Below are 21,533 nucleotides of genomic sequence, written 5' to 3'. Positions count from 1 at the left end.
ATAATAACATGGTAAATTATTGCTGTCAACTATTTCTTCACGCAAACAGCGTCATCTGGCTGCTTTGCGGCAAACCATTTAGTGCTCCCGCGTCCCGCAAACTTTCAATAACGGATTTGCTGACTTTGCTGCGTGACTGTAAATCATCTACAGAGATATATTCGCCGCCATCCCGCGCCGCGGCCAAAGCCCGTGCTGCGGAATCACCTACCCCATTGATAGACGCGAAAGGTAGGCGAACTTTTCCGTCCTCTACCAAATACTTGCGTGCATCTGATTTATACAGGTCAATGGGCAGTACACCTATGCCTCGAGCAAGCATCTCGTTGACAATCTGCAGCGTACCGAAGGCGTCTTCTTCTTTTTTGCTTGCTTCTTTCCCCTTTTGCCGGATTTCCCGCATACGCTGCTGCACGGCAGCGCGGCCTTTCACAACAGTAGCGCCGTCAAAATCTTCACCGCGTACAGTAAAGTAGGCAGCATAATATTCCACTGGTTTATGCACCTTATACCAGCCAAGCCGCAATGCAGAAATCATATAAGCGGCGGCGTGCGCTTTCGGAAACATATATTTAATTTTAAAGCAGGAGTTGATATACCATTGTGGAACATTGTGTTCTTTCATGGCTTTTATGTGGTCCTCAGTCAACAATTTCGGTGCTTTGCCTTTTCGCGTAATTTCCATAATTTTAAAGGCCATCTTTGGTTCTAGACCCTTTTGCAGTAAATAGGTCATAATAGAGTCACGTGTACCGATTACCTGTGAAATGGTGCAGGTGCCATCTTTAATCAGGTCCTGTGCATTTCCAAGCCAAACATCTGTGCCATGTGATAAGCCGGAAATCTGCAATAGATCTGTAAAGGTTTTGGGTTGGGAATCAATTAACATTTGGCGTACGAAAGGGGTACCAAGTTCCGGCATTGAAAAAGTACCGGTCTGGCAATCAATGTCTTCCGGTGTTACGCCAAGAGCTTCCGGGGAGTGGAACAAACTCATCACTTTGGGGTCACTCATAGAAACTGACATGACCGGTATACCCGTATATTCTTCCAGATAACGATAAATCGTTGGTACATCGTGGCCAAGCTCATCCAACTTACAGATGGTATCATGGATGGAATGAAAATCAAAATGTGTCGTGACATTGTCGTTTTTCTGGTCGTTGGCGGGATGCTGCACCGGGCAGAAATCATAAATTCCATATCCACGTGGAACAACTACCATGCCGCCGGGGTGCTGGCCAGTTGTGCGTTTTATGCCGGTGCATCCCTGTGCAAGGCGCAGCTCCTCTGCGCTGTGCAGGGTGACGTTGTTTGTTTCCTGGTACTTTTTTACATAACCAAATGCTGTTTTATCTGCGACAGTAGCGATTGTGCCGGCCTTAAACACATGACCTTTGCCGAACAGTGTTTCCGTGTAGCGGTGAGCGCCGCTTTGATACTCGCCGGAAAAGTTTAAGTCGATATCCGGTGTTTTGTCGCCGTCAAATCCAAGAAAAGTTTCAAACGGAATATTGTGCCCGTCCTGCCGCAAAGGTGAACCACACACCGGACAGATTTTCGGCGGCAGGTCAAATCCGGAACCAACGCTTCCGTCTGTAATAAATTCGCTGTATTTACAGTAAGGACAGATATAATGCGGTGACAATGGATTTACTTCAGAAATACCAGACATACTGGCGACAAAAGAGGAACCAACAGAGCCACGGGAACCTACCAAATAGCCGTGGGCTTCACTGTCTGCTACCAGTTTCTGTGCGGTCATATACAAAACGGAGAAACCGTGCTTATTAATAGAACCGAGTTCCCGTTCCAAACGTGCCCTTACAATTTGCGGCAATGGTTCTCCATAAATCTGTTTGGCACGTTTCCAGCAGATTTCGTTCAGTTGCTTTTCTGCACCATCAATAAATGGTGGAAAGACACCGCTTGGAATTGGACGAATTTCTTCGCACATATCGGCAATGAGATTCGTATTTTTCACAACTACCTCATAGGCCTGATCTTTATCAAGATAATCAAATTCTTTTAGCATCTCAGCAGTCGTACGCAGGTACAATGGTGCCTGCTCTTCACTGGAATCAAAGCCCTGTGCAGTTTGTAGGATTTTTCGATAGTCTTTATCTTTGGGGTCCAGAAAATGGACATCACAGGTTGCAACCACAGGCTTATGCAGTGTTTTTCCCAAACGAATAATCGTTTTGTTAATTTCGTGCAGCTGCCCCACACTGGACAGTGAACCATTATGTATCATAAACATATTATTGCCGTCAGGCTGAATTTCCAAATAATCATAGAAATCTGCGATATCCAGCAGCTGATTCCACGGTTTTCCGTCAAAAACAGCCTGATACAGTTCACCCGCTTGGCAGGCACTGCCTATCAGCAGGCCTTCCCGATATTGAATTAGTTCACTCTTAGGAATCCGAGGATTGCGGTAAAAATACTGCAGGTGAGCCATAGAAACCAGTTTATACAGATTTTTAAGTCCAGTTTGATTGCGTACCAGAATAATTTGATGATAGGAGCGAAGTTTTTTTGCGCTTCCGTGATTATGATAAGTTGCCAAAGCAGTATTAATATCCGCGACTGTTTTGGCTTTGGAATCTTCCTTCAGCCTCTGCAGGAGTACAATGAAAATTTGTCCAAGCATGGCAGCGTCATCGCAGGCACGGTGGTGGTTGAATTTTCCGAGTTTCAAGTATTTCGCAACTGTGTCCAGTTTGTAATTCTTTATATCTGTTAGCATAGCCTGACACATGGGCAGAGAATCTATGTAAGTATATGGGAATTCCATCTCATGCCGACCGGCTGCAGCCCGCAGAAAAGATGTGTCAAATCCCGCATTATGTGCGACCAGTACAGCATCTTTGCCACAAAATGCATAGAACTGCTTCAGTGCTTCCTCTTCACTAGGCGCACCCTGGACCATATCATCTGTAATACCTGTTAGCTTTGTGATTTTTGCCGGAATAGGACGTTCTGGGTCTACAAAGGTGTCAAATTCTTCTACAATTTGTCCAGCACAAATGCGTACGGCACCAATTTCAGTAATGCGTTCTTCTTTTGCGGAAAGGCCAGTCGTTTCCAGGTCAAAAGAGATAAACTCACCATCTAGCGGGCGGTCACTTTCTCCCACTACAGCAGGAACTAAGTCGTTGACGAAGTAAGCTTCTGTTCCATAAATAACTTTAATGGGTTTCCCCTGTTTTTTTAGACTGTCAGCCGTATTCATTGCTTCCGGAAATGCCTGCACAACACCATGGTCCGTAACTGCGACCGCAGGCTGTCCCCACTCCGCCGCACGCGTAATCAAGTCAGAAGCAGAACTGACAGCATCCATCTGTGACATATTGGTATGCATATGCAGTTCTACACGTTTTGCTGGGGCATGGTCCTCTACCTTCATCTGCTGAACGGTTCCAATCCCTCGTGGGCGCATGACAATTTCATGGTCGTATTTATCGTACTCTACGTCTCCGCGTACGAGCAGGCTCATGCCATTGTGCAAAGTGTCCAGTGGACGGCTGTCCGGAATGTTTTCAAAAATTTTCAGCGTAATGGAACTGGTATAATCTGTAATATCGATTGAAAAGATTTTATGCTGTTTATCTCTGGTGAGGCGAGTTTCTATAGAAAAGATTTCTCCCCATACGGTTAAGGAGCCAATGTCTGGTGTAATGCTGCTGATAGGGGCAGGTTTGGATTTAGGCAGTGTTTTGTACAAAGGATGAGCTGTTTGCGGAAGAATCGTTGGATAAAGTGTAGTGCCCTCCCGAACTTCAATAACGCTAGGTGAAGTAGTATGTGCCTGAGAAATCTCGTAATCTTCCTGTCGGCTGACAATCTCTTCCCGATGTACCTTTTCTGTCTGGTGTGCCTGCATTTCCTGGTATTGCTTGCTCTCTCCGTCAATCTCCAAACGGCCGGTAAACTTTACGGGAATGTGTGTACCAAACTCCTCAAAAATCAGCTGGGACAAAATGGTGTCCGCGTGATGTGCCAGCAGGCGGGCATTGCCACCATGCCTCAATGTAATCATCATCGTTCCATTTTCAAGCGCCGCAGTTGAATCCTGCAGCGTTCCGTTTACGGTTGCTTCCCGCCGTTTCAGTTCCATAACCAAGTCGGGATAATACTGCAAAGAGAACAAAGATGACGCATATCGCGGCAAAAGATGGGCTGTCGCAATTTTTAGCTGTTTACAGTTGATTATACGCTTTTCTGCATCATACAGAGACTTTTGTGGAACAAGCTTTTCCAGAGTAATTTCAACCGAGATTGCTCTGTTTCCTGCACTAATTTGGATCTGCTGTAACTTACCGGTAAGAAGACTTTCCGCTAAACCAGTGCAGTTAATATATGTACTGAAAAAGTTTCCAAATGTGTCCATGTAAACCTCGTTTTATCTGGTAATGTGTGTCTTATACAGATACCCCGCGCAGAGGAAACACTGTCGCAGGGTATCTGTAAATACATTTATAATTTTTCTATTTCTTCCATTAAGGACAGCACCAGCCGATTTTCCGGCACACGACGGATAATTTTTCCTTTTTTAAAGAGCAGGCCCACTCCATCTCCACCAGCAATGCCGACGTCCGCTTCTCTTGCTTCTCCGGGGCCATTGACAGCACAGCCCATGACTGCTACGGTAATCGTTTTTTTGCATCCGCGAAGACGTTCTTCCACTTCATTTGCGATCTTAATAATATCAATGCGGGTACGGCCGCAGGTCGGACAGGAAATGAGTGTTGGTCCATGTTGTCCCATACCTAAGGCATGCAGAATATCCTGCCCTGCATATATTTCCCGTACCGGATCTGCCGTTAAAGATACACGAATAGTATCGCCAATGCCATGCTGCAGAAGAGAGCCGATTCCAATAGCTGATTTAATGATTCCCATTCGCTCGGTGCCGGTTTCGGTGACACCTAAATGCAAAGGATAGGAACATTTTTCTGCGCAGAGCTCATATGCACGAACAGTAGTGTTCACATTGGAGGATTTAATAGAGATGGCAATATCCATAAAACCGAACTTTTCCAATAGAGCGGCATGGTGAAGTGCACTTTCAACCAGTGCCTCTGGTGTAGGTCCGCCGTATTTCTGAAGCAGGTCCTTTTCCAGTGAACCGGAATTCACACCAATACGAATGGGCAGATGCTTTTCACGGCATTTATCTACTACAGCTTTGATACGGTCCTCGCCACCAATATTGCCGGGATTGATGCGAATTGCGTCCGCGCCGGCGTCCGCTGCAGCCAATGCAAGACGATAATCAAAATGAATATCGGCAACCAAAGGAATAGAGATTGCAGAACGAATAGCAGGAATCAGCGCAACCGCTTTCTGATTGGGGATTGCTGCACGCAAAATTTGACATCCGGCCTGTTCCAAACGCATGGACTGCTGTACACTGCCGACAATATCTGTGGATGGTACATTCAGCATGGACTGAACCGCAACGGGAGCATTGCCGCCAATTGGAACATGGCCAACCATTATCTGCTTACTTTTACGTCTCATTGCTTATCCTCCTAGGCCATGGCCAGTTGAAATCCGCATAACGTCGCTGACTGCAACGATGACCATAAAAATCATCAATGCTGCAAAAAAAGCAGATTCAATTGCTGCGGCATATTTAGGGTTCAAAGGTTTACGGCGAATAGCTTCAATTATCAGAAAAAGGATTTTGCCTCCGTCCAAAGCAGGAATGGGCAGTAAATTAATAATACCAAGGTTTACCGTAATAATCATAATGATATAGACGATATTATTCACTGCCGAAAGAAAACTCTGCTGCAGCCCTGCACTGGCAGATTCGCTGATAACCTGAACCAGACCGACTGGGCCCGTTACATCGTTGAGTCCAAAACGACCGGTGACAAGGCCTGCAAGACTAGCCCATACCTGACGAACAACCGATACAGTATCTGTAAATGTTTTCTGCAGCAGCGTCAGCGGGGTTTTCTTGATAGGCTGGACGTAAAAGTCCAGTTGGGTAGTTTGTTTCCCGTTCGACGCTGTTGCTGTATTTAATTTTACATTTGACAGTGTAATGGCCTTCCCTGCTCGTTTAACCTGAATTTCCACGGAGTTCGGATTAGCCAATGCCAATGCAAACATTAAATCTTTATCTGTTCGCACTTTATAGCCATTGATGCTGGTAAAATGATCCCCTACCTGCAGCCCAGCGCTTTGTGTGGCAGAATGACTGCTGAATTTACTGATTGTTGTTGAAGCAAATGCTGTTTCCTGTCCCAGAAGGATAGCCATAAGAACAAGCCCCAGTAAAATGTTCATTAGGCCGCCCATAATCAGTACTAGAAAACGCTGCCATTTTGGTTTGTTGCAAAAAGCATGTGGGTCCACACAAGGATTACCGTTTTCATCTTGACCATCTTCTCCAGGCATTGCACAAAAGCCGCCGATGGGAAGGGCCCGAAGCGAATAGTCCGTATCTCCTTTGTGAACATGAGCCAAACGAGGCCCCATGCCAATGGAAAATTCATCAACACGGATTTTACAGGCCTTTGCTGTGAAAAAATGTCCTGCCTCATGAATGAGAATACTCAGGCAAAAAAGCAGAACACCAATGATAATCAGTAAAATAATCTCCGCTGCTCGGATGGAAATCCCTCCTGTCAAATATGATTTCGTACATATTCCCGTGCATCTTTATCTGCCTTTAAAATAGTTTTTAACGTTAAATGTGAAACATTCGGCTGATTATCCATAGCGGCGCGCACCAAATCACCAATCTGCAGAAAAGAAATCTTTTTCTGCAGAAAGAGCCGTACAGCCTCTTCATTTGCACCATTCACGGCGGCAGGAGCGGCACCGCCCCGCTGCATAGCTTCCATACAGGCTGCAAAGCATGTAAACGTCGCTGGGTCAGGATTGTAAAAAGTCAGTTGCCCGACTTTCGCCAAGTCCAGTTCCTGTACGGGTCCCGCAACACGGTCCGGATAAGTCAGTGCATATTGAATAGGCAGACGCATATCGGTTGTGCCCAGCTGCGCAATAATTGCATTGTCCGCGAATTCAACCATAGAGTGAATGATACTTTCTCTTTGAATAAGGACCTGAATTTGAGAACATGGTACATGAAACAGCCATCCAGCCTCCATAACTTCTAGGCCTTTATTCATCAGAGTGGCAGAGTCGATTGTAGTTTTAGCACCCATGTTCCAGTTTGGGTGATTTAGTGCCTGTTCTGGAGTGACTGTCTCTAACTCAGGCCGTTTTTTTCCAAAGAATGGTCCACCGGAAGCTGTAAGCAGAATCTTTTTCAGTGATTTGCGGGGGGAACCTTGCAGACACTGAAAAATAGCACTGTGCTCACTGTCCACCGGAAGCAGGCGCCCTTTATGCTGTTTCAGCGCGTCCATTACGAGCGCGCCGCCTGCCACTAGGGTTTCCTTGTTTGCCAAAGCAATCTCTTTATCTGCCGCGACTGCAGCCAAGGTCGGCTGCAGTCCAACAATGCCAACCACTGCATTCACTACGGTGTCGGCCTCTGGCATGCAGGCTGCTTCACACAAGCCATCCATACCGACTAAGACTTTTGTATTTGTGTCTTGAATACGCTGTTGCAGTTCATGTGCGGCAGCCTCTTCATAGATGGCAGCTACCTGCGGATGAAATTCACGAACTTGCTGTTCCAACAAGGCTATATGGGAACGGGCGGCCAATGCACAAACCTGCAGCCCCAAGCTGCGTACTACGTCTAGTGTCTGTGTACCGATAGAGCCAGTAGAACCTAGCAGTGAAATCTTTTTTTTCATGGTAATATCTTCTCCCGTCTGTTATACAAAAATTTCCGGTTTTTCAGCGGTTCAGTGATATACCATTGGAAATACCTGCAAAAGGAGATATACAAAAGGAGATACAAAAATTACACTGTCGAAGCGGTCTAAGATTCCACCGTGTCCCGGTATGATTTCGCTGAAATCTTTGATATGGCAACTGCGTTTAATGATAGAAAAGCTTAAATCACCCAACATGGACAGCAAAGAACCAAACAGTCCAATAGCAGCCAGCACCCAGTAATTCACATGGACAGTGCCGTTCCAGTACAGGTTTTGGAAGATGAACCCGAAAAGAAGCATGATGAGAATATCTGAAATGATACCTCCCGCCGCACCTTCCACGGTCTTTTTCGGACTAATATTTGGACACATTTTATGTTTTCCAAACAAGCTGCCAAAAATATATGCACCGGCATCTGCTACCCATGCAGCAAAAATAGCAACAATGACATGGAACATACCATGCCTACCGCCTGCATCACGCAAAAGGATGAGTGTCTGCAGTGCTGTAGGAATGAGGATAGCCATACTGTAAATAATGGCAACTTCACGAAAGGTGATAACTGCATGGTAAAGAATCATCGCTCCAAATAATACAACTGTATAGATAAAAAAAGAAAGATACCTCACATATCCGTTTACGGTAAATGGAAGGACTGCTGCCAAAATCATACTGGGCACCACAAGGGCGATTTGCCGCGTCATTTGCAGGGCCGACGAGATTTCCCATACACCCATAAGGCTGATAACTGCAATGACAATATTCAGTGCCAGTGGAAAGCGGGCATTGCACAATACAACAGCAGCCATCAGAATGAGGATAGCAAGCGCTGAAATGAGCCTTTTCCTGATAGAATCCAGTACTTTCATACTTTAGATACCTCCGAAGCGGCGGCTGCGGTGTGCATATTCGTTCAGTGCATTGTCCAGGTCGTCCGTCGTAAAATCAGGCCACAGTACATTCATGGAAAGAAATTCTGTGTAGGCAGACTGCCATAGCAAGAAGTTGGATAGCCGATGTTCACCACTGGGTCGCAAAATTAAGTCAGGGTCCGGCTGACCGGCCGTATACAGTTCCTGTGAAATGGTGTCCTCTGTAATTTCTTCAGGCCGTAATGTCCCGGCAGCTGCCTTTGCAGCCATGGAACGGGCAGCACGCACCAACTCGGCACGTCCACCATAATTCATGGCAATATTTAGGACCATTCCTTTTCTGTCTTTGCAGACATCAGCTGTCTCAAAAATGAGTCGCTGAAGGGTAGGTGCAAATCGGGTCATATCTCCTATAAAGTTCACCTTGATATCATCATCACGGAAGTCCCGAAGGGATACCTGTAAATACTGTTTAAACAGAGCCATCAAAGCGCCGACTTCTTCCGGAGGCCGAGTCCAGTTCTCCGTTGAAAAAGCGTAAACTGTTAAATACGGAATCCCGATATTGCTGCAGTAACGTGCAATCTTTTTAAAAACGGCAGCACCAACTTTATGACCTATTGAACGCGGCAAGCCGCGCTTTTTAGCCCATCGGCCGTTTCCATCCATAATAATGCCCAAATGTCTGGGTAATAATTCCGGCGATAAGGCAGCTTTTTGCGTAGTTTTTTTCATGCGAACCCTCTAATAAAGTATTTGCTCCCCCGGACCATTCGACGAAGGGAGCAAAGCAAGTATTTAATTAAGCTGATAACACATTTTGAGATTTACTTTTACAGTTCCATAATACTCTTCTTTTTATCCTCGCAGAGTGTGCCAATTTTGTTGCAGTGCTTATCAGTTAAATCCTGCATCTTTTTTTCTGCCAATTTCAGGTCGTCTTCTGTAATTTCACTTTTTTTCTTCAGTTCCTTCAGCTTTTCCATAGCATCTCTGCGGATAGAACGTACCGCAACTTTTCCCTCTTCTGCACGTTTGGAAATTTCTTTTGCAAGGTCCTTGCGGCGGTCCTCCGTCAACGCTGGAAAAACCAAACGGATAATTTTTCCGTCCGACTGCGGATTGATACCAATATCCGAAGTTTGAATTGCCTTTTCAATCATTCGGCAGACAGACGGATCCCACGGCTGTACGGTTAGAACCCGTGCTTCCGAAACGGCAACGGCAGCCAGCTGATTGATTGGTGTTGGTGCACCATAATAGTCTACGCGAATTTTATTAAGCACGTTGGGATTTGCACGACCGGCACGAATTTCTGCATAATCTTCTTGTAGAAAGCTGACCGTCTTTTCCATCTTTTCTTCTGCTTGTTGAATAACTTGTTTCATAAAACATTTTCCTCCCTTATTTTACAATTGTACCAATATGTTCACCGCAGACAGCCCGTTCAATATTTTCAGGGTCTTCAATGCTGAAAACACAGATGGGAATATGATTATCACGGCACATGGAAGCAGCTGTGCTGTCCATAACCTTTAAATTTTTATCCAACACTTCAGTAAAGGAAAGTGTCTCGTATTTTTTGGCATTTGGGTTTGTCTTCGGATCAGAATCATAGACACCATCGACCATAGTTGCCTTTAAAATAACATCTGCATCAATTTCGGCAGCGCGCAGGGCTGCTGCTGTATCTGTCGAAAAGAACGGATTTCCGGTTCCGCAGCCAAAGACAACAACGCGGCCCTTTTCCAAATGACGCACAGCACGATTTCGAATATACGGTTCTGCTATTTGCTGCATAGTAATAGCTGTCTGTACACGGACCTGTACACCTAGCTGCTCCAAAGCATCCGCTACGCCCAGCGCATTGATTGCTGTGGCCAGCATTCCCATATGGTCAGCGCGGGTACGGTCCATTTTTCCACTGGAACGGCCGCGCCAAAAGTTGCCGCCCCCTACAACGATACCAATTTGCACACCCATCAGTGAACAGGCTTTTATTGGACCGCAGATTTTCATAACGGTATCGAAATCAATGCCATGTCCTTCTTTACCAGCAAGGGATTCACCGCTGAGCTTTAATAAAATGCGCTTATATTGTGGCTGCATGAAAAACACTCCTAAAATTCAATCAAAATATAATCATAATAAGACTAATTTATTCTACAATATTTCAAGGCATTTTACAAGTCCTGAAGTTTTTGCTTCTGTCTAAAGCAGCAATCTTAATTTTTCTTCTACTGCTACTGCTTTGTTTAGCCTATCTCACGCTTTTTATTGAACCAAGTCCCATACAGTGCAGCCAGGACTTGCTGAAATAGTGTTCCAATCATAACCGGAAACATAACGGCAGGTGGAAAATAGGCGCCTGCGAGCACGGCACCGGCACTAATATTGCGCATACCACTGTTGTATGCCATAGAAACGAGAGTATCTTTTGACTGATGCAGTACCTTTGCCGCTAGAATGCCCCACAAATAGCCAGAGGCGGATATACACAGTATCAGCACCGCAACGCCGACTAAAGTCGGCGTAAGATGTCTGATGTACGGGGCTACTCGGCTGGAGTTCCCGGAAACGACAAGAAACAGTGCTGCTTTTCCGAATGGTGCTAGGGCGGGCTTTACTCTTTTATTTGCATTCCCATGGCTTAGCTGATTGATTGTTATGCCCGCAACTGCCGGTACAGCAACCATCAGCAGCATATCCTTCATCATGCCTATGGTATCCATCTGTACGGAAGTACCCAGCAGGACTTTTAGGCTAGCAGGTACAATGATAGGTGCCAGCAGAGTGTCCAATAAAATAATAGACAGTGTAAGCGAACCATTTCCCTTATAAATATTCACCCACATGAAACTGACAATACCCGTTGGCACAATATATTCCAAAACGATGCCGGCTACCAGATTTGGGTTAAATCCAAAGAATACGCCACCAAGAAACCGGGCAAGACACGGTATCCAAATATGAAGCATTCCCAATGTAACAATCAGTGGCAGAAGATTACAAAACACTTTTTTTAACTGCCGAAAATCAGAGTCTAGACTTCCTTGAAAAGTCATAAATGCAAAAAAGCCGATAACATACGGAAGAAAACGGCCCGTCACTTGTGGAAATAGGACACCCAGTACCAGCGCAGTTGGGGTAAGGATGGGCATACATTTATCAAGAAACCGATTTAAATTAGAAAGATTCTTCACTTTGTTTTACACCTACTATTATGAAAGAAGAATATAAAAAAGGCCGTTGCCTTTGTGCAACAGCCTTTGTTATCAATATGTACGGTAAACATGTCCACATGGGAATTGACTGAAATAATCCGCCAATGTCTGATTGCCGTATCCAGGGTCGTTAATCAGGAACATAGAAGCAGACAAAGAAGTGGGACTCCCGCTGGAGTTCAGTGGTACATTCTGATAGCCTTTAATGATAATCCAATGGGAGCTTCTGGAGTTGGAGCCACCGACAATAACGGGCTTTCCAGACTTCAGCTGCTGATAAATTCCACTCAGGTTGGAGTCACTAACGCCAGACAGCGCATAATAGTTAGAAGGCCAATACAAACCGCCGCCGCTTGTAAAGTTACACTGATGTGCAATGTCATTTGGAGTTACGCGGCTTTGTGTGCGATAGCTTTCTGACATTGCAAGGCTTGTTACCAGACAACCAATCGCATGAATTGTGCCGCCATAGCTGCTTCCAATATAGGTATTAGCCCATTCAGAATCATACTGCTTGTACGCAGGAAGTCCATTTAGCACTTTGCTACTGCTATTTGAAGGATTGTTTGTCGTACTTCCGTCAATGGCCAAATAAGTGGAACAGCAATAACCTTTTGCACCGGCAGAAGTCTGAATATAAGACCAGCCATTACTGGCACTCAGCACGGTTACCGACTGCCCGTTTGAAAGGCTGCCAATTACCGTACTGCTGGTACTTGCCGCAGAACGAAGATTTAAGCTGTCATTGACTTTAACGGTTGCTTTTTTATTGCCGGACACACTGGAACTACCGTTGTTGGAAACCGGGGCAGAAGTGCTGCCGGCAGCCAGATAAGTAGAGCAACAGTACCCCTTCTGTCCTGCAGAAGTTTGAATATAGGACCAGCCATTGCTGGTGCTCAGCACAGTTACCGACTGCCCGTTTGAAAGGCTGCCAATTACCGTACTGCTGGTACTTGCCGCAGAACGAAGATTTAAGCTGTCATTGACTTTAACGGTTGCTTTTTCATTGCCGGACACACTGGAACTACCGCTGTTGGAAGCTGGGGCGGAAGTGTTGCTGACAGTCAGATAAGTAGAGCAGCAGTACCCCTTCTGTCCTGCAGAAGTTTGAATATAGGACCAGCCATTGCTGGTGCTCAGCACAGTTACCGACTGCCCGTTTGAAAGGCTGCCAATTACCGTACTGCTGGTACTTGCCGCAGAACGAAGATTTAAGCTGTCATTGACTTTAACGGTTGCTTTTTCATTGCCGGACACACTGGAACTACCGCTGTTGGAAGCTGGGGCGGAAGTGCTGCTGACAGTCAGATAAGTAGAGCAGCAGTACCCCTTCTGTCCTGCAGAAGTTTGAATATAGGACCAGCCATTGCTGGTGCTCAGCACAGTTACCGACTCTCCATTGGAAAGGCAGCTGATAATTTTGCTGCTGGTGCCTGCGGCCGAGCGAAGATTCAGGCCGCCACTTACCTTAACGGTCGCTTTACTTCCGCTAGATGCCGTAGAACTTCCAGAGCCGCTGGAATTCGTCTGGGAGGAAGAGGTGGTGGTAACGGTAATATAGCTGCTGCTGCAGTAACCGGTTTGACCAGACGAGGTCGTTACCTGCATCCAGCCGTTCGTATTTTTCAAAATGGTAACGGTCTGGCCATTGGTTAACCGCCCGATAATTTGGCTGCTGGTACTTGCGGCTGAGCGGAGATTCAGGCAGCTGGATACGTGTACTTTCCCTGTAGATGAAGCACCTGCACCATAGTTCACCGTTACACTTTTTGCCGTTAAAGTTTGCAACGTAGACTGCCTTCTTACCATAAGTGCTGAAGCCATTCCGGCCTTTGCCTTTACGGCAGATGAAGAACCTTCAGCAGCTGAAACAGAAACGGTCAGCATACTGGCCAGCAGAGCAGCTGCAATGGCGGCCGCTGTAAGTTTGCTTGCTGCATTGTGCTTGTTTTGCATAAAGCTGTACTCCTTTTCTATGTAAGATAGATAAAGCCGAACCCTTTGTTATCATTCCTTTACAATGATTACAAATTTGTAAGTAATGCTATTATAACATACTGCTTTCAAAAAAGCGAGTCCCATTTATAAAAAATTCACCGTTTGTTCGTAATTTTTTCATTGTCCGACAAATAAAATAAACCAAAACGGTAGCCGGTGGACTTGCAACAAACTTCCAGTATAGAACATAAAATAGAATATCGACAGCTTAAAAAAGGAGAATGCATATGCTGGAGTCAATGCTGTTGGGGATATTGTCCGGTTTGCTGTTTTTTGTTTTGCACGTTACAGGTTCCGGTTCCTTTCCGCATGCCCTTACGGCCGAGCAGGAGCGCGACTGCCTGCAGCGGATGGCACAGGGAGATAAAAAGGCCAAAGACGAACTCATTTCACATAACCTGCGTCTGGTGGCCCACATTATAAAAAAGTATGCTTCCGGAAAGCGTGTGGACCAGGAGGACCTCATTTCGATTGGTACAATTGGACTGATTAAAGCGGTTAACACATTCGACCCGAAAAAAGGCATTCGCCTTTCCAGCTATGCTGCCAGGTGTATTGAAAACGAAATTTTAATGCATTTTCGCAGCATGAAAAAATCCGCGCAGGATGTTTCCATGAATGAACCGATAGATAATGATAAAGACGGAAGTGCCCTTACGCTGATGGACGTGTTGGCCAGCGATGACAATATTTTCGACAATTTGGACCGAAAAATTAAGTGTGAAAAGCTGTACAAATACATACAAAATTTATCTTCCCGTGAGCAGACGATTATCCTGCTGCGCTACGGTTTAAATGGTACACGGCCGCGTACACAGCGGGAAGTTGCCCAAGTGCTCGGTATTTCACGCAGCTATGTTTCTCGAATTGAAAAAAAAGCGCTAGAAAACCTGCACAGGCAGTTTGAATCTCACATGCATCCTTCCGTGTAAGAAATGTATTCTGTATGCGGGCGCTTGCTCTTCCCCCTATTTTGGTTTATACTGAGCCAGTATAGAGATTCCGGCACTTTTTGTGCGGAACGGCAGAAGTTAATCATTGATATGGGGGTATCCACACATGAACAATCCTGTTGTCACATTTGAAACGACCGCGGGCACTATTAAAGCGGAACTGTATCCGGAGATTGCACCGAATACCGTATGCAATTTTATTAGTCTAGTGCATTCCGGCTTTTTTGACAGTACAATATTTCACAGAGTTATTCCTGGCTTTATGATTCAGGGCGGTGACCCGGATGGCACCGGCATGGGCGGCCCGGGATACAGCATCAGCGGCGAATTTTTAGCCAACGGTTTTGCAAACTCTTTAAAACATACCCGCGGTGTTCTCAGCATGGCCCGCACGATGGATCCAAATTCCGCCGGCAGTCAGTTCTTCATTATGGTCGCTGATGCTCCGCACCTAGATGGCCAGTATGCTGCTTTCGGAAAAGTAACAGAAGGGATGGAAGCCGCCGATAAAATTGTTTCTGCACGCCGGGATTATAATGACCGCCCACGGAAGGAACAGGTCATGACAAAAGTAACCGTAGAAACCTTTGGCAAAGAATACCCTGAACCTAAAAAGCAGTAATGAAGCCATTCTTTCCATCTTGCCCCGTTCGTTTGTTTATGGTATACTAAGAAATAGTTTTTTTGTCAGGAGGAAATACAAATATGTCTGGCCATTCGAAATGGAATAATATCAAACGAAAAAAGGAAAAAACCGATGGCGCAAAGGCAAAAGTCTTTACAAAAATCGGCCGTGAACTTGCAGTTGCTGTCAAAGAAGGCGGCGGACCGGACCCAGTCAGCAACTCAAAGCTAAAGGACTGCATTGCAAAAGCGAAAGCAGCGAATGTTCCGAATGATAATATTGAACGTATTATCAAACGTGCAGCTGGTGACGGCGACGAAAACAAATACGAAAATATTGTCTATGAGGGATATGGCCCCTGCGGTGTTGCTGTTATTGTAGAAGCACTGTCTGATAACCGCAATCGTACAGCAGCAGATGTTCGCCATGATTTTGATAAATATGGCGGGAACCTCGGCACAACGGGATGTGTTTCTTTCCTGTTTGAGCGCAAAGGTGTACTGGTCATTGAACGTGAAGGCCATGAAGAGGATAAAGTGATGGAAGATGCTTTGGAAGCCGGCGCGGCAGACCTGCAGGCAGACGAAGATGTCTTTGAAATCTTTACCGAACCGGATGACTTTTCCGGTGTGCTGAATGACTTAACCAATAAGGGCTATGAGTTTGAAACAGCTGAAATTCAGATGGTTCCCTCTACTTATGTAAAGGTTCCGGAGAGTAAGCAAAACAGTATGCAGAAATTGCTGGACACGCTGGAAGATTTGGATGATGTGCAGAACGTTTGGCACAACTGGGATATGTCCGATGTGGAAGACAACGAAGAGTAAAGCTTTTCACTTGCATCAAATGTATGAAAAGTGGAAAATCCAAAGCAGGATACAATTTTCTGTATCTGCTTTGGATTTTTTATTTTTCCTTGCCTCCCAATAAAGTCTTCCCCATAAAAAACAGGGGCCAGAGCATTGTTTGCCCTGGCCTCGTGTCAGTTAGGAGTACTGCCGGTGCAGCCAGCTCATGTGCTGTGCTGTCCGGATATATAGAGGAAATTATTATGTACAGCTGTCATTCCCCCGTACTCCTATAATATGCAGGAAAAAAGTGAAATACGACTGATAAAAAGAAAAGTCCTGAAAACCGCATACTTATGCGATATTTCAAGACCATACCTTGGTGCGCGAGACGGGACTTGAACCCGTACGTCATACAACACACGCCCCTCAAACGTGCCTGTCTGCCAGTTCCAGCACTCGCGCTTGTGACAACGTGGATTATTATATCATTACATTTAAGAAATGTCAACTGTTTTTCACTTTTCTGCGCAGGATTGTGGTCAAAAAGCACTAAAAAGAGAACAATAAAAACTTTATGTTGCAATATTGTACAAAAATGTATATAATTTAAAAGAAAGAATAGTTTATTTGTTACACGTTCCCTCTTGTACTTTTTAAAAGATAAATAATGAAAGGTCCCTTTATGTATGAAAATAATTTCATGGAATGTAAATGGTCTGCGGGCTTGCATTAAAAAAGGATTCCTGGATTTTTTCTCTTCTGTAGATGCAGATATATTTTGCGTACAGGAAACAAAAATGCAGCCGGGGCAAGTAGAACTAAATTTACCAGGTTATCAGCAACTTTGGAATTCGGCAGAACGAAAAGGATATTCCGGCACAGCTGTATTTACACGAAAACAGCCGCTTTCTACTGCTTATGATACATGTACCGGTGAAGGGCGCAGCATAACACTGGAATTCCCAGAATATTATGTCGTAACCTTTTATTCTCCCAATTCCCAGCAGGGATTAGCACGCATTGATTACCGTATGCAGTGGGAGGATACACAGCGGGAATATTTGATGAGGCTTGATGCCCAAAAACCAGTCATCCTTTGCGGGGACCTCAACGTAGCACACGAAGAAATCGACCTAAAGAATCCAGGTCCCAATCGTGGAAATGCTGGATTCTCCGACCAGGAACGTGCAAAATTCACTCAATTGCTGCAGTCTGGATTTACGGATACCTTTCGTGCACTGCATCTACAGCAAACTGGAGCATACAGCTGGTGGAGTTACCGTTTCCACGCACGCGATACCAACGCCGGATGGCGTATTGATTATTTCTTAACTTCCAATCGTTTATTTCCACGTATAGCAAAGAGTGAAATTTTATCAGATGTTTATGGCAGCGACCATTGTCCAATTTTGCTGGAAGTAAAAGATTAAGCGAATGCAAGTCCATATGTCCATCTTTACAGGCAGAATGGGCAACTTTACGTTATCGTAGTAACAGAAGAAAGCAGGGGGCTCTATGAATTTAACTTTTTACGGTGCTGATAAAGAGGTAACAGGCAGCTGTCACTGCCTAACAGTAAATGGAAGACATATTTTAATTGACTGTGGTATGCAGCAAGGCGAGGATGAAACAAATAATTGGGAATTTCCATTCCATGCGAATCTGGTAGACTATGTACTTATTACACACGCACATATCGACCATTCAGGCCGCCTTCCCCTGCTGGTCAAGCAGGGGTTCCAGGGGAAAATTATTGCAACCAGCAAAACGACCTATCTGATGCAGATTATGCTGCGTGACAGTGCACATATTCAGGAAATGGACGCTGCACAGGCTACCCGGAAGGGGCGTCGCGCTGGTCGACAGCCCAAACAACCGATGTATACATTAGATGATGCAGACGCTGCCATTCAGTTGATGGAAAGCTGTGAATACGGCGAAATAGTGGATGTATGCCCCGGTGTGCGTGCACGTTTTGTAGATGCCGGTCATCTGCTAGGAAGTTCTTCTATTGAGATTTGGGCAACAGAGGATGATGTAACACGCAAATTAGTCTTTTCCGGAGATATCGGAAACAAACAGCAGCCGATTATTCGCGACCCACAGTATATCAAAGAAGCCGATTATGTTGTTATGGAATCCACCTATGGTGACCGAGAACATGAGGAAGTGGAAAACTACCCGGAAGTTATTGCAAAAATCATCGATAATACGCTTGCGAATGGCGGTAATGTCGTTATCCCGTCCTTTGCAGTCGGTCGTACACAGGAACTCCTTTATTTTATACGACAGATAAAGGAGCAGCACTTGACATTGCAATGCCCAAATTTCCCAGTCTACGTGGATTCTCCCCTTGCTGCAGAGGCTACAGCTATTTACAGCGGCGACCTTCATGGATATGCAGATGAAGAAACGGCTGACCTAATTATGGATGGATTTGACCCACTCCAATTCCCTAATTTGAATATCACTGCCAGTGTGGAGGAATCAAAAGCCCTAAATGCAGATGGTGTTCCAAAGGTAATTATTTCTTCAAGCGGTATGTGCGAAGCTGGCCGTATCCGGCATCACCTGAAACATAATCTTTGGCGGCCGGAATGTTCCATCGTTTTTGTCGGATTTCAGGCAGCCGGAACGCTTGGCCGAATGCTTCTTGATGGTGTAGACAATGTTAAGCTTTTTGGTGAGCAGATTGCGGTAAAAGCGCATATCTATAATTTCCGGGCTTTATCCGGTCATGCGGACCACAGCGGTTTGCTGGAGTGGCTTGGTGCCTTTCAGAACAAACCCAAAAAGATATTTGTTGTGCATGGTGAACGTACTTGCTGTGAGGGATTTACAGCTGAATTGTGCACAAAAGGATATGATGCTTTTGCCCCTAATTTCCAGGCGAACTATGATTTGATTGCCGGACGGCTTACAGATGAGGGCATTACGCCAGAAAAATTGCACCCCGCCCGTCCTTCCAATTACAAAAATGAAAAGTATTACTCCCCCGCTTACGCACGATTGCTACAAGCACAGAAGCGGCTGGAGCAGGTTGTACAGCACAACGAAGGCGGTACAAATAAAGACCTTGGTCGATTTGCTGACCAGATTTTGTCCATGTGTGATAAGTGGGACCGCTAAAACATAGAAATAATAAAGCAGGACTGCCCCGAAGGTTTCACTCCAGAGCAGTCCTGCTTTATTATTGTAATATTGTAGTGGAATAAAAATTTAATCAGCAACATCTTCACTGTCAGTATTATCCGCGCCAGTACTGACCAGCAAAGTTACAGAATATTGATAATTTAGTTTGCTGCCGGCCTTTAAACCGTCTGCATAGCCAATTACTTGCCCTTTTGGAATGCTGTTACTGCTTTGCAGTGTTTTTCCATCCGGGACCAAGCCAACTGCGTCTACTTTTTTACATGCTGCATCATAAGAAAGTCCAGCAACATCAGGCAGTTCACGCAAAGCGGCTCCCTGACTAACCGTAACAGAGATAGCCGCGCCTTTTACCATCGTACCAGAAGATGATGGCGTTTGGGAAATAATGCAGCCCTCTTTAATACTGTCGCTGAATTCCTTACTTGTTAAAACGACTTGGTAATCCGAACTTTTACTCAAGCTGTAGTAATTTTTTCCGACAAGATTCGGCACCACGATTTGTCCTTCTGGTACAGAAGATGCCATAGAAGAACTGTTAGATGATGAAGTTAAGCTGCTAGGACTGGAAAGGCTGCTGGCAGAAGCGGTGCTTTCATTTTCAGCTGAATCCGATGCAGAAGAAATTACATCAGAGGAAGATACCGCTGATATAGCCGAGTGGTTTACTCCGCTGTTGGTTAAAGCAGATTCTGATGCATTGCCTGTAACGGGATTTTCTACTGAGGATGCAGCAGAAGTTGCCACAGCTAATTCACCAAGGCTTCCAGAGTGATTGGAGAGATAGGCAACAACACCGACTGTAACACATATCAGCACTGCCACGCAAATTAAGATAATACCCACGAACTTAGGAATGGGTTTCCGAATATTTTCTGCTTCCTGCTCCTGCTCCTGCTGCTGGGCCGCATGAGTTGCGCGGTCGGCAGAGTCATCATATGGACTGGAAATACGCCGCAGGCTTTGTGTTTCTTCCAGAGAAGCTGTTGCCGTTGGCGCAGCGGAAAGCTCTGCTCGAAATCGCTCAAAAGTAGGTGTCCGCTCACTGCGGCTTACCTGCAGTGCATTTGCCAGTGCAGTCACAACGTGCGGCGGAATACTTCGTAATGTACTGGCAGGCAGCAACAGGCGCGGGTCGCTGCGGCGGTCACGAGCATCTTTCGGCAGAACACCTGTCAAAGCGTAGAACAGCGTAGCTGCCATTCCATAAACATCGGTGTTTTCACCGAGTTTTGCGTTGGCATCATACTGTTCCGCAGCAGCACAGCCAGATTGTAGATTTGGTAATAAACAACCGCCTGATATACGGACGGCCGGTGAGCAAAAAGCTCCTAATTTCATACTTCCGTTTGGCATGATAAATAAAGTATCTGGGGAAATGCCATAATGACCGACACCGGCTGCGTACATCGCAGAAACAGCGCTGATAACCGGCATAAACAATTTCCATGCGGCATTCCAAGAAAGCGAGCCTCCGCTGCGCTCGACAAAATAGCGCAGTGTAATGGCCTCCTCCCATGGAGAAACCGCATAAGCAGTATAATTTTCCTCAAAAATGTCCTGCACTGCCAGTATGGCCGGCTGGTCGCGGAACTTTGCAATGGATTCCTGATAACTGATAAAGTCATTCAGATATTCATCAAAGGCGGTTTCGTTGCCGGCAATTACGGCAATGTCCGTGCTGCCGGTAATGCGTGCACAGATTTCATGCGGAAAGAACTCACGAATCTGTACAGTACAAAGTTGCTGCATATCAAAGGCAATATATGTGAATCCTTCTGGGTCGGATCGTTTTGCCCGTCCCACCATATAGCGTTCCTGCAAAACTGTTCGGTAAGGCAAAGCGTCTTTTCGCTGAGGTTCCTGCTGCGGAAAGCCGCAACGCGGGCACTTAGCTTGTCCTTCCGTGTCAGCCATGCAATTCATACACAGATGTTCATAGCCTGTCATAGGGTGCCTGCTCCTTCTTTCTGATTTATCACACCAATTTCCGTTAAAACAAAAAAGCAACGTCCGGCAGGACGTTTTGGTGTTCAGTAATATAATATCCCAGCAAATAGATTCCCATAAAATGATGGATGATTCTTCGTCTGAATCGTAGTTTA

Annotated in this window: 16 protein-coding genes and 1 tRNA gene; 5 read left to right on the top strand and 12 right to left on the bottom strand. The window is 45.5% G+C overall.

Annotation, left to right across the window (positions count from 1 at the left end):
- Positions 1–37: 37 nt before the first annotated feature.
- The 10 genes from GJQ69_RS05170 to GJQ69_RS05125 form a co-directional block, all read right to left on the bottom strand.
- Positions 38–4,393 (bottom strand): PolC-type DNA polymerase III, encoded by a 4,356-nt coding sequence (locus GJQ69_RS05170; protein WP_174193170.1) that lies wholly within the window; start codon positions 4,391–4,393, stop codon positions 38–40.
- 86 nt (positions 4,394–4,479) lie between these two features.
- The gene (gene ispG, locus GJQ69_RS05165) at positions 4,480–5,526 is read right to left on the bottom strand and encodes a flavodoxin-dependent (E)-4-hydroxy-3-methylbut-2-enyl-diphosphate synthase (protein WP_086035751.1); all 1,047 of its coding nucleotides are present in this window, start codon (positions 5,524–5,526) and stop codon (positions 4,480–4,482) included.
- A 3-nt stretch (positions 5,527–5,529) separates the two neighbouring features.
- Positions 5,530–6,648 (bottom strand): M50 family metallopeptidase, encoded by a 1,119-nt coding sequence (locus GJQ69_RS05160; protein ID WP_236849650.1) that lies wholly within the window; start codon positions 6,646–6,648, stop codon positions 5,530–5,532.
- Positions 6,645–7,787, bottom strand: a complete 1,143-nt coding sequence (locus GJQ69_RS05155) for a 1-deoxy-D-xylulose-5-phosphate reductoisomerase (RefSeq protein WP_086035752.1) — start codon at positions 7,785–7,787, stop codon at positions 6,645–6,647. The genes GJQ69_RS05160 and GJQ69_RS05155 overlap by 4 nt, the downstream gene beginning before the upstream one ends.
- Before the next feature lie 51 nt (positions 7,788–7,838).
- Positions 7,839–8,681 carry a phosphatidate cytidylyltransferase gene (locus tag GJQ69_RS05150; RefSeq protein ID WP_236849649.1) on the bottom strand — a complete coding sequence of 281 codons (843 nt, stop codon included), beginning with the start codon at positions 8,679–8,681 and terminating at the stop codon, positions 7,839–7,841.
- Between the two features lie 3 nt (positions 8,682–8,684).
- Positions 8,685–9,419 carry an isoprenyl transferase gene (locus tag GJQ69_RS05145; protein ID WP_086035753.1) on the bottom strand — a complete coding sequence of 245 codons (735 nt, stop codon included), beginning with the start codon at positions 9,417–9,419 and terminating at the stop codon, positions 8,685–8,687.
- Between the two features lie 98 nt (positions 9,420–9,517).
- Complete coding sequence (gene frr / locus GJQ69_RS05140; RefSeq protein ID WP_086035754.1) at positions 9,518–10,072, bottom strand: ribosome recycling factor; 555 nt, start codon at positions 10,070–10,072, stop codon at positions 9,518–9,520.
- 16 nt (positions 10,073–10,088) lie between these two features.
- Positions 10,089–10,793, bottom strand: a complete 705-nt coding sequence (gene pyrH / locus GJQ69_RS05135; RefSeq protein ID WP_086035755.1) for a UMP kinase — start codon at positions 10,791–10,793, stop codon at positions 10,089–10,091.
- A 146-nt stretch (positions 10,794–10,939) separates the two neighbouring features.
- A complete protein-coding gene (locus GJQ69_RS05130) occupies positions 10,940–11,887 on the bottom strand; it encodes a bile acid:sodium symporter family protein (protein ID WP_236849648.1) in 948 nt (315 codons plus the stop codon).
- 72 nt (positions 11,888–11,959) lie between these two features.
- Positions 11,960–13,867 carry an SH3 domain-containing protein gene (locus GJQ69_RS05125; RefSeq protein WP_174193168.1) on the bottom strand — a complete coding sequence of 636 codons (1,908 nt, stop codon included), beginning with the start codon at positions 13,865–13,867 and terminating at the stop codon, positions 11,960–11,962.
- Between the two features lie 269 nt (positions 13,868–14,136).
- Between GJQ69_RS05125 and sigK the strand changes: the two genes are divergently transcribed.
- From sigK to GJQ69_RS05110, 3 genes are all read left to right on the top strand, one after another.
- Positions 14,137–14,841 (top strand): RNA polymerase sporulation sigma factor SigK, encoded by a 705-nt coding sequence (sigK, locus tag GJQ69_RS05120; protein ID WP_086035757.1) that lies wholly within the window; start codon positions 14,137–14,139, stop codon positions 14,839–14,841.
- Positions 14,842–14,968: 127 nt separating this feature from the next.
- Positions 14,969–15,484, top strand: coding sequence for a peptidylprolyl isomerase (locus GJQ69_RS05115; RefSeq protein ID WP_174193166.1), 516 nt, complete (start codon positions 14,969–14,971; stop codon positions 15,482–15,484).
- An 83-nt stretch (positions 15,485–15,567) separates the two neighbouring features.
- A complete protein-coding gene (locus GJQ69_RS05110; protein ID WP_086035759.1) occupies positions 15,568–16,314 on the top strand; it encodes a YebC/PmpR family DNA-binding transcriptional regulator in 747 nt (248 codons plus the stop codon).
- A 341-nt stretch (positions 16,315–16,655) separates the two neighbouring features.
- Here the strand turns inward: GJQ69_RS05110 and GJQ69_RS05105 are convergent.
- Positions 16,656–16,740: transfer RNA gene (locus GJQ69_RS05105), tRNA-Leu, on the bottom strand.
- 224 nt (positions 16,741–16,964) lie between these two features.
- On the opposite strand from GJQ69_RS05105, the gene GJQ69_RS05100 reads away from it, so the two are divergent.
- Both GJQ69_RS05100 and GJQ69_RS05095 read left to right on the top strand, forming a co-directional pair.
- Entirely contained in the window at positions 16,965–17,708 is a 744-nt protein-coding gene (locus GJQ69_RS05100; protein ID WP_174193164.1) for an exodeoxyribonuclease III, read from the top strand.
- An 85-nt stretch (positions 17,709–17,793) separates the two neighbouring features.
- Positions 17,794–19,407, top strand: coding sequence for an MBL fold metallo-hydrolase RNA specificity domain-containing protein (locus tag GJQ69_RS05095; RefSeq protein WP_086035761.1), 1,614 nt, complete (start codon positions 17,794–17,796; stop codon positions 19,405–19,407).
- A 90-nt stretch (positions 19,408–19,497) separates the two neighbouring features.
- Here the strand turns inward: GJQ69_RS05095 and GJQ69_RS05090 are convergent, their stop codons facing one another.
- On the bottom strand, positions 19,498–21,378 hold the full coding sequence (locus tag GJQ69_RS05090) for a PASTA domain-containing protein (RefSeq protein WP_174193161.1): 1,881 nt from the start codon (positions 21,376–21,378) through the stop codon (positions 19,498–19,500).
- Between the last annotated feature and the right edge of the window lie 155 nt (positions 21,379–21,533).

Origin of the sequence: Caproicibacterium lactatifermentans (assembly GCF_013315815.1) — a bacterium.
Taxonomy (GTDB): Bacteria; Bacillota; Clostridia; order Oscillospirales; family Acutalibacteraceae; genus Caproicibacterium; species Caproicibacterium lactatifermentans.
Note: the sequence above shows the minus strand (reverse complement) of the source record. Positions and strands in the feature narration are given on the sequence as shown.